At 70.1% G+C, this 13,574-nt stretch carries 11 protein-coding genes; 8 read left to right on the top strand and 3 right to left on the bottom strand.

The window, feature by feature from the left end:
• Positions 1–18 precede the first annotated feature (18 nt).
• On the bottom strand, positions 19–732 hold the full coding sequence (locus NAM01S_RS19845) for an ESX secretion-associated protein EspG (RefSeq protein ID WP_067787408.1): 714 nt from the start codon (positions 730–732) through the stop codon (positions 19–21).
• A gap of 219 nt (positions 733–951) precedes the next feature.
• Between NAM01S_RS19845 and NAM01S_RS19840 the strand changes: the two genes are divergently transcribed.
• The 8 genes from NAM01S_RS19840 to NAM01S_RS19805 are packed head-to-tail and all read left to right on the top strand — an operon-like array spanning position 952 to position 12,189.
• Positions 952–3,666 carry a phosphoenolpyruvate synthase gene (locus NAM01S_RS19840; protein WP_084483101.1) on the top strand — a complete coding sequence of 905 codons (2,715 nt, stop codon included), beginning with the start codon at positions 952–954 and terminating at the stop codon, positions 3,664–3,666.
• Complete coding sequence (locus NAM01S_RS34180) at positions 3,656–7,381, top strand: AMP-binding protein (RefSeq protein WP_084483100.1); 3,726 nt, start codon at positions 3,656–3,658, stop codon at positions 7,379–7,381. Before NAM01S_RS19840 ends, NAM01S_RS34180 begins: the two co-directional genes overlap by 11 nt.
• Entirely contained in the window at positions 7,378–7,644 is a 267-nt protein-coding gene (locus NAM01S_RS19830) for an acyl carrier protein (protein WP_067787406.1), read from the top strand. Before NAM01S_RS34180 ends, NAM01S_RS19830 begins: the two co-directional genes overlap by 4 nt.
• Positions 7,637–8,728 carry an SDR family oxidoreductase gene (locus NAM01S_RS19825; RefSeq protein ID WP_067787404.1) on the top strand — a complete coding sequence of 364 codons (1,092 nt, stop codon included), beginning with the start codon at positions 7,637–7,639 and terminating at the stop codon, positions 8,726–8,728. Before NAM01S_RS19830 ends, NAM01S_RS19825 begins: the two co-directional genes overlap by 8 nt.
• Positions 8,725–9,651, top strand: a complete 927-nt coding sequence (locus NAM01S_RS19820; protein ID WP_067787402.1) for a nucleoside-diphosphate kinase — start codon at positions 8,725–8,727, stop codon at positions 9,649–9,651. The genes NAM01S_RS19825 and NAM01S_RS19820 overlap by 4 nt, the downstream gene beginning before the upstream one ends.
• On the top strand, positions 9,648–10,634 hold the full coding sequence (locus NAM01S_RS19815) for a ScbA/BarX family gamma-butyrolactone biosynthesis protein (protein WP_253798971.1): 987 nt from the start codon (positions 9,648–9,650) through the stop codon (positions 10,632–10,634). The genes NAM01S_RS19820 and NAM01S_RS19815 overlap by 4 nt, the downstream gene beginning before the upstream one ends.
• Positions 10,635–10,645: 11 nt before the next feature.
• Positions 10,646–11,266, top strand: coding sequence for a nitroreductase family protein (locus tag NAM01S_RS19810; protein ID WP_084483107.1), 621 nt, complete (start codon positions 10,646–10,648; stop codon positions 11,264–11,266).
• Complete coding sequence (locus NAM01S_RS19805; RefSeq protein ID WP_253798973.1) at positions 11,242–12,189, top strand: UbiA prenyltransferase family protein; 948 nt, start codon at positions 11,242–11,244, stop codon at positions 12,187–12,189. The genes NAM01S_RS19810 and NAM01S_RS19805 overlap by 25 nt, the downstream gene beginning before the upstream one ends.
• Positions 12,190–12,193: 4 nt before the next feature.
• On the opposite strand, the gene NAM01S_RS35135 is transcribed toward NAM01S_RS19805, so the two are convergent.
• Both NAM01S_RS35135 and NAM01S_RS19800 read right to left on the bottom strand, forming a co-directional pair.
• Positions 12,194–12,364, bottom strand: a complete 171-nt coding sequence (locus NAM01S_RS35135) for a hypothetical protein (RefSeq protein ID WP_157107806.1) — start codon at positions 12,362–12,364, stop codon at positions 12,194–12,196.
• A 29-nt stretch (positions 12,365–12,393) separates the two neighbouring features.
• On the bottom strand, positions 12,394–13,494 hold the full coding sequence (locus tag NAM01S_RS19800) for a methyltransferase (RefSeq protein WP_067787395.1): 1,101 nt from the start codon (positions 13,492–13,494) through the stop codon (positions 12,394–12,396).
• Positions 13,495–13,574 lie beyond the last annotated feature (80 nt).

Here is a 13,574-nt window from a genome sequence, read left to right as displayed (position 1 = left end):
GGCTTCAGCTTAACGAGTTCATCTTGCCTGTGCTGGAATGCGTTTCTGCAGTTGGGCGGCGATCTGCTCGGGCGAGGCTGGCACGATGTGCACCGTCTCGTCCGCTTTGATCAGGTAGCGTCCGTCGCCCTGCACATCGATCCAGGTGTAGTGGATCGGCGGGACCGGTTCGTCCCGATCGAGCCGGGCTTCGATGCGTAGGTGTCCCTCGGCGGTGTGCGGTTTGAGCAGCAGCCTGCGAATGGGGTTGGCGGCGGGCTGGGTGGCGACGACGGTCTCGGTGTCGCGTACCGCGGCGGCGCTCGCGGCGCGGGCGGGTTCGCGCCCGGCGGGTGTCTTCGGCAGCAGCGTGGCGATACGGGCGCCCAGTTTGCTCGCGTGTCCGATCGAGATGCGCACTCGGCCGCCGAAATCGGGGCGGGCGCCGGGTTCCTGAATGGCGAGCACCGCGCGGTCGTACACCGCGCAGGCCAGCAGTCGCAGCTCGCTGTTCGGGGTGTGCGCGCCGCCGATGGCGATGATCCTGGTGTGCGGTTCGGCCAGGATGCGCAGGCAGGCGGACAGGTCGGGGTCCGCGCCGAGCGGTAGGCGCTGATTCAGCTGGGCGCGCAGAACCTCGGCCTCGTGCTCGGTGCGTGGCGTCTCCAGGATGCGCAGCGGGTAGGGGTGGCGATCCACCTGCGTCTCCCGCCAGATGTGGGCGAACTCGTCCGGGGTGAACGTCCAACCCACGCCGAATCACTCCTCACCGAACCCACCGAACTGCCCGCAGCATATCGGGGTCCCCGGCCGCGAGACGAACTGTTCGAGAACTGGTACCACTGGATCAGGGGCTAACGCCGCGGCGACAACTCGGATATACCCAGACGAACCCTTGGTTCTCGCGCGGCCGTACGCGGGCCTGGAGCGCCCGGCTCCGACGCGTCGATCAGGGGCGATGGGAGAGATGCCGTGCAGGTACTCGGGACGTGGGACCGACCGGCGACGATCGCCGCGCTGGCGGGCGGCAAGGCGCGCGGATTGCACGTCGTGCACAGCGGAGGATTCCGAGTTCCCGAGTGGGTCGCGCTCGGCACCGACGCGTTCGAGCGCTTCCTCGCCGAACACGGGTTGGCCGAGCGAGTTTCCGCGCTCCGGAAAGCGGACGATCCGGACCGGGCGCTGGCGTTGGCCGCCGACCTGCGCGCCGCGATCCGCTCCGCTCCGCTGCCCCCCGATCTGCGCGATCTCGTTGCCGACGGATACGAACGGATCGGCGGCGGCCGGATCGCCGTGCGATCCTCGACGGTCGTCGAGGACGGCGCCGAGCACTCCTACGCGGGACAGTTCGACTCCTTCCTCAACGTCGACGGCGTCGCGGTGGTCGCCGACCGCGTGCGGGACTGCTGGGCCTCGGCATTCTCCGAGCGGTCGATACGGTACGCCTTCGCGCGGTCGCGCCCGGTCGGCGGCGCGCCGGGCGTTGTGCTGCAACGGCTGGTGGCCGCGCGGGCCAGCGGCGTGCTGTTCACCGCCGATCCCAGCACGGGCGCGTCCGACCGGCTGGTGATCAGCGCGGTGTACGGCCTCGGCGAGGGGCTGGTGTCGGGCGCGGTGGACGCGGACACCGTCACCGTCGACAAAGCGACCGGCGTCGTGCTCGACACGATCGTCGGCGACAAGGACAGCAGCTACCGCCCCGCCGCGGAGCAGGGCTGCGAGGTCGGCGAAGTGGCGGCGGAGCTGCGCGAGCGGGCGGTGCTCGCCGACGACGAGATCGCCGAACTGGTCGAACTCGGCCGCAAGATCGAAATCGTCTGCGGCGCACCGCAAGACGTCGAGTGGGCGCTGGACGACGTGGGACTGTGGATACTTCAGTCCCGTCCGATCACCACCGCGCCCGTCGAGGCGACGGACGCGCTGTTGCGCGGTGCGGGTGAGACGCTCGCGCCACGCGAACTGCGAATCTGGGACAACTCCAACATCATCGAGAGTTTCAGCGGCATCACCTCCCCGCTGACCTACACCACCGCGGCGGGCATCTACGGTCGCGTGTACCGCGGCTACGCCGCCTCGCTACGCGTGCCGCCCGCCCAGCTGCGCCAGACGGACGCGTGGACTCCGGTGCTGCTCGGCTGTTTTCACGGCCGGGTGTACTACAACCTGCTGCACTGGTACCGGATGGTCGGCATCGCGCCGGGCTATCCGCTCAACCGAAGGGTGCTGGAGGCCGCGCTCGGTGTCGCCGAGCCACTCGCCGACGACCTCGCGAAGACATTGCGGCCCTTCACCTTCCGCAATCCGCTGACCCGGCTGCGGTCCCGCACCGTGACCACGGCAGTGTACCTGCGTCGGCTGTTCGGCATCGACGCGATGGTCGAGGACTTCCTCGCCGACTTCTACCGCGTCTACGACGAATACGACGGACTCGACTACGCGTCGCTGTCCGGCGAACAGGCCTACCAGGCCTACCGCACGGTCGATCGCGATCTCGTCGAACGTTGGGGCCCGCTGATGGTGCTCGACGCGATCCTGCTGACCTGTACCGGCCTGCTCTACGCGCTGACCAAGGCGCTGCTGCCGAACGCGCCGGAGTGGTTCCTGTACGCGGTCGTCGGCCCCGGCGCCGACGTCGAATCGGCCGAGCCCGCCCGCGCGATGACCGCGCTCGCCCAAACCGTGGCGGCGGATGCGGAGCTGACGGCGCTGGTGCGCTCGACCCCGCCGGACCGGCTGTACGACGCCCTCGCCGACCATCCGAAGTTCCGCGCCGAGGTCGACGCCTACCTGGACAGCTACGGCTACCGCAGCCTGGACGAACTGAAGCTCGAGACGCCGGACCTGCGGGAGGACCCGTCGGGTCTGTTCATCATGCTGCGCAGCGCGCTCGGCCGGGTGCACGAGCAAGGACCCCCGTCCGACCGTCGCGACGAAGCCGAGGCCTACCTCGACGCGCACCTGCGCGGCGCGCGCCGCCGAATCTACGAACGCCTGCGCGCCAAGGTTTCTCGGTGCGCCGCGCACCGCGAGCGCCTGCGGTTCTGCCGCACCAGGGCCTTCGGCATGGTGAAGCGGATGATCCGGGCGATGGGCCGGGACCTCGTCGAGCGCGGCGTGCTCGACGAATTCGCCGACGTGTTCTACCTGACCGTTGACGAACTGCGCGGGAGCTACGAGGGCGCCGACACCGAGCCGCTGCGCGCGCTGGTCGCCGCGCGCAAGGCGCAGCGCGCCGCCGACGCCGATCTTGTCGCGCCCGCCCGGTTCGTCACCCGTGGCGGTACGTTCGGGCGCGCGGAACTGGCCGCGCAGGGCTGGGTGCCGGTCGGCGAGACGCCCGCGGCGGCAGTGGGCACCGTGCTCGGCGGTACGCCGTCGGCGGCGGGGATCGTGGAGGGCGAGGCGGTGGTCGTCGGCGAGCCGAGCGATGTCGCGGGCGGCATTCTGGTGGCCTACCGCACCGACCCGGGATGGGTCGCCGCGCTGCCCTCGGCGTCCGCGCTGGTGATCGAGCGCGGTAGCCCGCTCACGCACGTGGCGATCGTGGCACGCGAGCTCGGGGTGCCGACGGTCGTTCAGGTCAAGGACGTCACGAAGAAAGTACGGACCAGTATGCGAATTCGGGTGGACGGAACGGCCGGAACGGTTACTGTGCTGTCCGAAGGAGTTGACCGCGATGGCACCTGACAAAGACGTTGCGGCCGTGCGAGATTGGCTCCTGCGTCCGGCGCGGGAGGCCGGCATTCACCTGGCCGACGAGGCGGACGGCTGGGAATTCCGCAGTTATCGCGAACTGGCCGAGCAGTCCTGGTCCATCGCCGCGCTGATGCGCGAGCACGGACTCGCGGGCGGCGAGGGCGCCTGCGTCGTCATGCCCACCGGATTCGCCTGCACCGCGGCCTTCTACGCGGTGTGGGCCTGCGGCGGGGTGTTCACCCCCATCGCGCCGCCCATGTTCGGCGATCTCGACCAGATCGTCGCGCACATCGCCGCGATACTGACCGCCGCCGCGCCGCGGCTGGTGGTCACCGCACCGGAATTCGAGGACCTCGTGCGCCGGGCGGCGGTGGCGGCCGGTCGGCGCGACGAGCCGCTGGTGATCGGCGCCGAGTTGCCGCAGCCGCCCGCCGAGCGCGAACTCGGCGCGCCCGCGGAATGCGCTCTGCTGCAATTCACCTCCGGCTCCACGGGGACGCCGCGTGGGGTGCGGGTCAGCTGGCGCAACCTGGCCAACAACATCGCCATGATCTCCGGGCTCATCGATTGGCGTCACGGCGAGGCCATGGTGTCGTGGTTGCCGCTCTATCACGACATGGGCCTGGTCGGCGCGTTCCTGACGACCGTCACGAACCAGGGCGATCTCTACCTGATGCGGCCGGACCAGTTCGTCCGCGACCCGGCGCGCTGGCTGCGCGCGATGGCCTCGGCCCAGCACTCGCCGTCACCCTCGTTCGCGCTGGGCTATGTGGCGCACCGGGTCCGGCCGGAGGAGATCGCCGATCTGGACCTGTCCGGCTGGCGCACCCTGGCCGTAGGCTCCGAGCCGGTGGAGGTGGCCGATCTCCAGGCGTTCGCCGAGCTCACCGGACCACGCGGCTTCTCGATGGACGCCTACACGCTGGCCTACGGTTTGGCCGAGGCCACGCTGATGGTGACGTCCTCGGCCCGGCGACGGCCGATCACCGCGCTGCGCCTGGACACGCCGAACCTGCGCTTCGGACGCCCGGTCGGGGTGCTGGGCGAGGCGCGGTTGGACGACACCCACGGCGTCGACGGTGCGGGCTGGATCACCGGACTCGGCTACTCGACGCCGGAATCGACTGTCCGAGCCGTCGACGAAGTAGGGCGCGAATTACCCGACGGCGTGCTTGGTGAATTGGTGGTCGTCGGCGATTCGGTCGCGATGGGCTACACCGGCGACGACGACGGCGGCGCGACCCGAATCGCGAACGGCGAGCTCTACACCGGAGACGCCGGATTCCTTTACCGCGGCGAGGTTTTCGTGCTCGGCAGGATGGGATCCAGCCTCAAGGTGCGCGGCCGCTCGGTGTTCATGGAAGACATCGAATCCCGGGTGGCCGGTGAGACCGGCCTGACCAAAGGCAAACTGGCCGCCGTCGCGCTCACCGACGTAGGCGCGCCGGGCATCGCGCTGTTCGCCGAAGCGCCGCCCGGTGCGTGGACAGCGCAGGCGCGCAAGGTGCTACGCGGCGAGCTGGGTCCGGCGGCCGCGATCACCATCATCACCGGTCCGCGCGGCACCATCCGCCGCACGTCCAGCGGCAAGCCGCGCCGCCGCCACCTGTGGCAGCTGTTCCGGGACGGCGGACTCGCCGGGGTGCAGGTGCACGAGGCGGACGGAACCACCGCGCTGACCGCGGATTCGCGCGCAGCGGAGTCGAACGGACAGGCTCGCACGGTCCCGGACGCACAGCTCGCCGCAGGAGGGGACGATCGGGATGTAACGCCCTCGAGTGACCAGGCCGCTATGCCCTCGGGCGGCCGACTCGCGGCGGCTTCGGGTGACCGGGCTGTGGTGCCGTGCGGCGACCCGGCCCCGGTGTCCGCTCTGCCGACCGAGCGCGTGCGTCAACTCCTCGACGCCGCGCTGGAAAGCACTGCGCTACCGGACGATTCGGCGGTGCTGTTCGAGGGCTCATTGGCAGAAGGCTTCGGCAACGAGGGCTCCGATGTGGACTTCCTCGCGGTCGTCCCCGGCACCGAAGAACTCCCGACCCTGCCGACGGTCCTGTTCATCGACGGCCGCCGGGTGGAGGTCCGCACCCGCTCGGTTGCCCAAATGCGCCGCCAGCTGGAGCGGGCGGCCACGGGCGTTCCCGCCGAGCTGGAGGAGGACCTGCTCAACCGCTGCCAGCGCTTCCTGCGCGCCACGGTGGTCCGGCCGGGCGCTGTCGATCTCGACGGCATGCGCGCCCTCCTGCCACACGACGACTTCCGAACCCTGATGTCGCGGTGGTGGACGGCTCGCGCGGTGCAGGCGCTGCGCTACGCGGTGGCGTTGCGCGCGCTGCGTGCGGCCGACGAGGCGAACGAGTGGGCCATGGACGGACTGCTGCAAGCCGTGAAGGCGTGGGCGGCCCGCCATGGCGAGACCTACCTCGAGACCAAATGGCTGCCGCGACAACTCGACCGGATCGGCCGTCACGAATTCATCGACCGGTATCGGGAGCTGAGCGACCCCACGACGAGGACCTTCCAGAAGGGGTTCGGCGGCGATGACTTGCCCGAGCCGGCGACCGATGGGCATCGCCACGCAGCGTCTGTGCCGAGCATCGAGTCGGACGTGTCGTCCGGGGAAGCGAAGCCGACCGCGCCGGACCCTGGCGCCGCCTTCCTGCCGGACTCCGAGGCGCGGCAGTTGGCCGAAGACGCGACCTGGCAAGGACTTTGGCGGCTGGTCGCCGACCTCGGCATCGAAGACACCACCGACGACCCGCACCGCGTCCTCTTCGCCCGCCGCCCGGCCGTCACGACCTGGACCATCGGCGGTCGCATCCATGTCGTGCGCGACGACCGCGACGTCTTCGCGCTGTCCGACACCGCCGCCCGAGCCTGGCGATCGGTGGTCTTCAAGCACTCCGTGCGCGACGTCCTCGCCCGAGCCCCGCGCGACATCGCCACGGAACTGGCCGAATTCGTGCGCCTCGGACTCGTCGGCTTGCAGTGGCGCGCGGCGGGCCCGATCGAACCCGCGCTCGCCATGTGCAAGCCCGCCGCGCCCTACACGCCGGTGCCGAGCGCGCACAGTCCCGCGCTGGGTCTGACCGGCGCGGCGCGCGACGACGCGATCGCCACCCTCTCGCCGCTGCCCGCGCGCCGCTTCACCGAGTGCGCGCTACACCTGGTCTGGTCGAACATCGTCCTGGAGAACGCGAGGGAGGATCTGGCGGGCGCTGTCAAGAACGGTCAAGGCGGCGTCGCCGACATCGCCGCGCACCGATTGATCGCCATGGCGGTGCGAGTCCTGCTCTCCGCCTTCGGCATCCATCCGCTACCCGCCGACGTGGCGCCGTCCACCACGGTCGCGCGACTGGTGCCGACCGGCGCGCGGCGGCGCACGGAAGTGCTCGAGCAGCTGGACACCGCACGCGGAGTGCGCTTCTCGGAACTGCTTGCTCGCGGCGGCGATACCCTCGGCGGACTCGCGGTCCTCGACGATTTCGTCGCCTCGGTGCGCACCGTCGCGGGCGGCGATGACGCGGCGCTCGTCTTCCCGGCCTCGTTCGACTCGCGCGAGCAGTGGCGGCGCACCCTCGCGATCGGCTACGACTGGCTGCGCCTCGCCGCCTACCTCGACACCGACCTGCCGCTAGACGAGGCCCGCGACCTGCTCACCACCGGTGGCCACCAGCCCCATCTCCGGGAAAGTGAACCGTCATGACCGCCGCCGCCGACACCGCCCTCGCCGCCAGGGTGCGGCGCCTCGTCCAGGCCATGGCGCCGGAACCGCCCGCCGACCTGGCCGACGAGCACCGCCTCGTGGAGGATCTGGGTTTCGACTCGCTGCGCCTGATGGAGCTGACCCTGGCGCTCGAGCGGGCATTCGAACTGCCGAGACAACGGCCGCAGGACCTGGTCGGTGTCCGCCGGGTCGGCGAGGTGATCGCGCTGGTCGGGAACGCGCGGGGGAGCGATCATGGGTGAGCGCGAGACCGTGCTGGTCACCGGCGCGACCGGGCTGGTCGGCGCGGAAGTGGTCGCTCGGTTGTCCGCGGCGAGCAGGCCCGTCGCCGCGGTGCTGCACAGCAACGCCGACATCGTCCGCAACGACGGCACGGTGCTGGAGGCGGGCACGCCCGTGGCGGGCGACATCCGCCGCCCCGGATTCGGCCTCTCGGCACGCGACTGCGAAGACCTCGCCGAGCGGGTCGGCATGATCGTGCACTGCGCCGCCACCACCGCCTTCGACGCGTCCGACGCCGACTACGCCGAACTCAACGTGCGCGGCACCGAGCACGCCATCGCGCTCGCGCTGGAATGGGATGTGCCGCTGGTGCACGTCAGCACCGCCTACGTGTGCGGAACGCGCGGCGGCACGATCGGCGAAGACGAACTCGACTTCGGCCAGTCGTTCGGAAACCGATACGAGCGCAGCAAGTTTCGCGCCGAACAGCTCGTGCACGCGGCGGCCGAGCGTGGATTGCGGTGGGCCATCGTGCGGCCCGGCATCGTCACCGGTCACGCGGCCACCGGTGAGATCCGCGAATACAAGAACCTGTACACCGTCGTGAAGCTGATGGTCGAGGGCAAGCTGCGGACCCTGCCCGGTCGCTACGACGCCACCCTCGCGCTCGCCCCGGTCGACCACGTGGCCGATGTGATCGCCGCGGCCGTCCTGGATTTCGACTCGGCGGACTCCCGCACGCTGCACGCGCTCGGTCGCGACGCGCTCTCGCTGCGCGAGGTGTCCGACGTGCTCGCCGAGTACCCGTCGTTCGAGGTGGCGACCTTCGTGCCGAAATCGTCGTTCGCCGAAGCGGATCTGGATACGGTCGAGCGCGAGTACTACCGCCGGATCGGCGCGCTCTACACCAGCTATTTCGAGCGCCGCCTCGACTTCGACACCACCCGCGCCGAGATACTGCTCGGCCGTCCGTCGCCGCCCACCGGCAAGGAGTACCTGCGCTTGCTGCTGGACTACTGCCTGGAATCCGGCTATCTCGGCGTGCCGCTGCCCTCGATCGAGGAAGTGTTGGCCGCCAACGGTTTCGACGGGGCGATCCGATGACGGCGTTGCCGACGGAACCGGGCGGCGCGTCGCTGCACGCGCTGCTCGGCCGCCTGACACCGGCCGCTGCGAAGATCGACGCCTACGCGGACGACACCTACGTGCAGGAGGCCGTCGACCAGCTCGAGCGGCTCGGCATCGATCCCGCCGCCTTCGCCAGGCAGCATTCGCTGTTGCTGCTGAAGCCGGACGCGATCGTGGCGCGCGCGGTCGAACCCACGTTGCAATGGTTGCCCGCCAACGGCTTTCGTGTGGTCGCCGCGCACCGGATGCGAGTGAACCGGCACCTGGTGCGCGCACTGTGGTACTTCGCGTGGAACATCGCCTCGCCGGAGCGCAGGCGACTCGCCGACCTGCTGGTCGACATCTCCGATGTGCTCGTGCTGGTCGTGCACGGCGCCGACGACGCGCTGCCCGTGCCGATTCGCCTCACCGAGGCCAAGGGCGCCACCGATCCGCGCAAGCGCAAGCCAGGCGAATTGCGGTACGTGCTCGGCAGACACAACTTCTTGCTCAACCTGGTGCACTCGCCCGACGATCCGGCCGACGTGCTGCGCGAACTGGCCATCTATTTCGACGAGCACACCCGAGGGGAACTGCTCGGGCAGGTGACGGCCGGGCTGGATCGCACGGCGGCGGTCAGTGCGTTGGCGGCCGACCTGTACGCGACGGTCCCGGCGCGCAGCTTCGATCGGGACGAGGCGCTGCACGACATCGTAAAGGACCTGCGCCGCAGTGGAATCGACGTGTCCGAGGACGCGGACGGCGCGCGCCTGCTGTATTCGGCGTGGGCCGCGGGCGCGGAACTGGATCCCTGGTCGGTCTTGGTGCTCGGGTCGTATGTGCTTCCGATGCGGGTCGGTACGGGGCCGCAGACGCTGCCGCCGGTGGCCGCGCGAGAATGGTTGGAGGGCCGATCGTGACAACACACGCGGCAGTCGAGAAGACCGCCACGCACAACCGCACCGTTCCCAGGCAGTTGGCGCACCGCTGCGCGGTCTCGGAGGTGTTCGTCACCTCGCTGGACACCATCGGGCCCGACACGTTCCTGGTCGGCGCCCAGCTACCGCGCATGCACGCCTATTACGGCGACCACGCCGGATCGCTCGGCCTGCGCCACGACCCGCTGCTGGTGATGGAGGCGGCGCGGCAGGCGGCGATCTCGCTCACCCACGAGTTCTACGGTGTGCCAGAGGATATGGCGTTCATCGTGCGAACGTTCAACGGCACCGGCTCGGACACCCCGGCGTGGGAGACCGGCATCGCCCCCGCGGATCTGGTGATGCACGTGCGGGTTCCGCGCAGGCACCGCCGCGGTGAGACGCTCCATGGCCTGGACATGATGCTGGAGATCTTCTCCGGCGGCGAGGCGATGCTCACCGTCGACGGCTCCTTCTCCTGGACCACGCCGCGGCAGTGGACGGGGTTGCGCGACCAGTTCCGGGAAAGCCTGGGACTCGGTGCTTTCCACGGCGCTGCGGCACTCGGCGAGCGCGCCGGGGCGGCGACGGTCGGCCGGGAGAACTGGCGCAATGTCGTGATCGCGCCGCCGGACACGGACGGTCGCGTCGCCCGCGCCGCACTGGTACCCGACCTGTCCCACCCCTTCCTGTTCGATCACCAGCTCGACCATGTGCCGGGCAGCCTGCTGATCGAGGCGTGCAGGCAGACCGCGCTGAGCATGGTGCTGCGCGATCTACCCCGATTGGTCTGCGTGGCAAGCACCTTCGACCGGTTCGTGGAACTGGATCTGCCGGCCGAGTGCGTCGCCGAGATCACCGAACCAGGCCTCGACACCACCGTCGTGCACTGCGAAATCCACCAGGCGGGCGCCGTCGCGGCCCGGGTCGATCTCGAATTCGACGTGGACGCTTTGGATTCCGAGACGATCGCCGAATCCCGATGAGCTCCGCCCCGATGAACGCCGCCGAGCTGCTTCGGACGACCCGCGCCTTCCGCAGACGGCTCGATCTCACCCGCCCCGTCGACCGCGCCGAGCTGCTGGACTGCCTCGACACCGCCGTGCACGCGCCGAGCGGCACCAACCGGCAGCCGTGGCGCTTCCTTGTCGTGCAGGACCGGACCACCCGGCAGCAGATCGCGGACTACTACCGCAAGGGTTTCGCGGCATACCTGTCCGCTCGCACACCGCGACCCGATCAGCTCGCCGATCTCGCGTCCGGCCGGTATCTGGCCGAGCGCATGCACGAGGTGCCCGCGCTGGTGCTGGTCTGCTCGCTCGGCCGCCCGCCAGCGACCGGTTCGGCCCTGCACCTGGCCAGTTTCTACGGCTCGATCTATCCGGCTGTCTGGAGTTTCCTGCTCGCGATGCACGAGCGCGGGCTCGGCGGCACCATGACGACCGCTCACCTTGCCTACGAGCGCGAGGTGGCCGAGCTGCTCGGGATTCCGTTCGACGAGGTCACCCAGGTCGCGCTGGTTCCGGTCGCGCATCTGCGGCCCGGCCCGGCGAAGTCGTCGTCGCGCAGGCTGCCCGCCGCCGAGGTCACCGCGTGGGAACGGTGGGGTGGGGCATGAGCGGTGACGTGCGGTCGGCGAGCCCGCTCGGCTCCGCGCGGCGCGTCGCGCGCTTCACCGCCGTCATGTACAAGCCGCACTACCTGCTGTACGGCATCCTCTTCGTGCTGGCCCTCGAAGGCACGGCCGCCCTTGTGTCCCAACCGGATACGCCGTGGCGTCCGCGCTGGGCCACCGTGCTTCGTATCGTCGTCGTCGCCTTCGTGCTGCTGTATCTGCGGATGGTCGACGAGCAGAAGGATCTGGACTACGACCGCGTCCACAACCCGGACCGGCCGCTGGTCACCGGCGCGGTGAGTGCGGGGGAGTTGCGCGCGGCCATGGGCGTGATCGCGGTGGGGGTTGTCGGCGCGAGCCTGGTTCTTTCGGTGTCCTCCGCCGTGGCGATCGCGGTGGTCCTGGCGTACGGGGTGTTCCTGTGGGCCTTGGAGCGGCGCTCGGCCGCGGTGCGCGACGATATTCTGCTCAATCTCGTTGTCACGTATCCGGTTCAGCTGTTGGTCGCCGCGTATGTTCTCGTCTCGGCGAGGGACACCGGGGAGGTTGCCGCCGGGTGGCGGACCGCTGCGGTCGTGGTGGTCTTCGCGGGCGCGTTCCTGCACTTCGAGTTCGCGCGCAAGACAGCGCGGGAACGGCGGCCCAGTGAGCACCTGTATTCGAATCGGCTGGGTTTAGCGGGCAGTGCGGGCGTGATTCTCGGTTTCGCGGTGCTCGCGGTGGTCGTCGAGCTCGCACTGGTCCAGCCGTGGGAATGGCACACGGTGGTGGCGTGGATTCCGCTGACGCTGCTGATGATTCCGATCTACGGGGAATGGCGGTTCCTGCGATCGAGTGAATCCGAGCATCCGGTCCTACCCGCCGTCGCCTTCGTTCTCGCGCTGTATGTCGCGCTCATCGCCCAAGCCTTGATCCGCACGACCTGACCGGTCATGCGCCGTAGCGCCGGATGAAATCCTGATCGGGGTCGAAAGGCGGGAGGGCGCAGTCGGACGCGCTCGGGCCGAGGTAGATCTCCTCGATATGCCGTGTCGGCTCCGGCGGCAGCTGCCGCCAGTGCGCGCGCGGGTCCTCGGAGCGATCGGATTCGTCGTGTGCCATGGCGTCCCCCTCGAAGCGTCACCCCGATGCTACCTATCGGCCGGGCACGCTTCGAGGATATTGTCGGGCGACACCGTCGGCACCACACGCAGCAGGGTGAAGCCGTTGCGCGCCAGCAGTTCTCGGTACTCCGTCTCGGTGCGCTCGCGTCCGCCCGCGTTGACCAGCATCTCGATATCGATGTACTTGCCGGGGTGCGGCCTGTCGTGTTCGGGCAGTACCAGTTCGACCAGCAGCAGGCGGGAGTCCGGGTGCATGGCGGCGCGCAGGGTGCGCAGGATCCGGTCCGCCTCGTCCTCCGGCCAGTCGTGGATGATGTGTTTGAGCAGGTACGCGTCCCCGCCTTCCGGCACGGCCTCGAAGAACGACCCGGCGGTCACGGAGCAGCGGTCGGTCACGCCGCGCTCGGCCAGATACGGCGCGGCGTCCGCGACCACCTCGGGCAGGTCGAACAGGACGCCGCGGGTGCGCGGTGCGCGGCGCAGGATCTCGGCGAGCAGACTGCCGTGGCCGCCGCCGATATCGACGACGGTGTCGTAGCGCCCGAAATCGTAGGCGGCCAAGAGTGGTTCGAGCGCGAGTGTGCTGATGCTGGTCATCGCGTTGTCGAACAGCTCGCCGAGCTCGCGGTCGGTCTGCACGTAGTCGAAGAACGGCATCCCGTCCAGCGCCGGGCCGACCGGCAGGCCGCTGCGCACCGCGTCCGTGAGGTGCGACCAGTGCGCGCGATGCTGAACGGACCCGAAGAACAGGAACGCGTCGCGCAGCGAGACCGGGGCGTCCCTGCGCAGCGCTTGCGCCTGCGGGGTCAGCCGGTAGGCGCCGTCGCGCCGCTTGGCGAAGATGCCGTGGCTGATCAGCAGCCGCAACAGACGGTGCAGCGCGTCCTCGTCGGCGCCCACCGCGGCGGCCAGCTCCGCGCCCTGCCGCGGACCGCGTGCGAGTTCGTCGGCGATGCCGAGCTCGGCGGCCGTCGCGATGGCCTGCGCCAGCCAGCCGGAGGTCATCATCTCCATCAGCGCGATGTGGCCGGGAACCACTTTTCGATGCAGCACGGCGAGCGCGCCGCGGAACCGGTCGACCGCGCGCAGGAGCGGGAGCGGCGGCATCATCGGGCGTCCGGAGGCCATAGGTGGTCCATTTCCGTTGGTCGGTAGGCGGCACACACTTGTCCAGCAGGGTACGTCGCCCGCCGGGTCGTCCGAGGGAA

The sequence above is a fragment of the Nocardia amikacinitolerans NBRC 108937 genome (assembly GCF_001612615.1).
In the GTDB taxonomy this organism is placed as follows: Bacteria; Actinomycetota; Actinomycetes; order Mycobacteriales; family Mycobacteriaceae; genus Nocardia; species Nocardia amikacinitolerans.
Note: the sequence above shows the minus strand (reverse complement) of the source record. Positions and strands in the feature narration are given on the sequence as shown.

Coding starts and splice junctions, on each gene's coding strand:
- NAM01S_RS34180 (WP_084483100.1), top strand. CDS start 3,656: ATGGCACCTGACAAAGACGTTGCGGCCGTGCGAGATTGGCTCCTGCGT.
- NAM01S_RS19830 (WP_067787406.1), top strand. CDS start 7,378: ATGACCGCCGCCGCCGACACCGCCCTCGCCGCCAGGGTGCGGCGCCTC.
- NAM01S_RS19825 (WP_067787404.1), top strand. CDS start 7,637: ATGGGTGAGCGCGAGACCGTGCTGGTCACCGGCGCGACCGGGCTGGTC.
- NAM01S_RS19820 (WP_067787402.1), top strand. CDS start 8,725: ATGACGGCGTTGCCGACGGAACCGGGCGGCGCGTCGCTGCACGCGCTG.
- NAM01S_RS19810 (WP_084483107.1), top strand. CDS start 10,646: ATGAACGCCGCCGAGCTGCTTCGGACGACCCGCGCCTTCCGCAGACGG.
- NAM01S_RS35135 (WP_157107806.1), bottom strand. CDS start 12,364: ATGGCACACGACGAATCCGATCGCTCCGAGGACCCGCGCGCGCACTGG.
- NAM01S_RS19800 (WP_067787395.1), bottom strand. CDS start 13,494: ATGGCCTCCGGACGCCCGATGATGCCGCCGCTCCCGCTCCTGCGCGCG.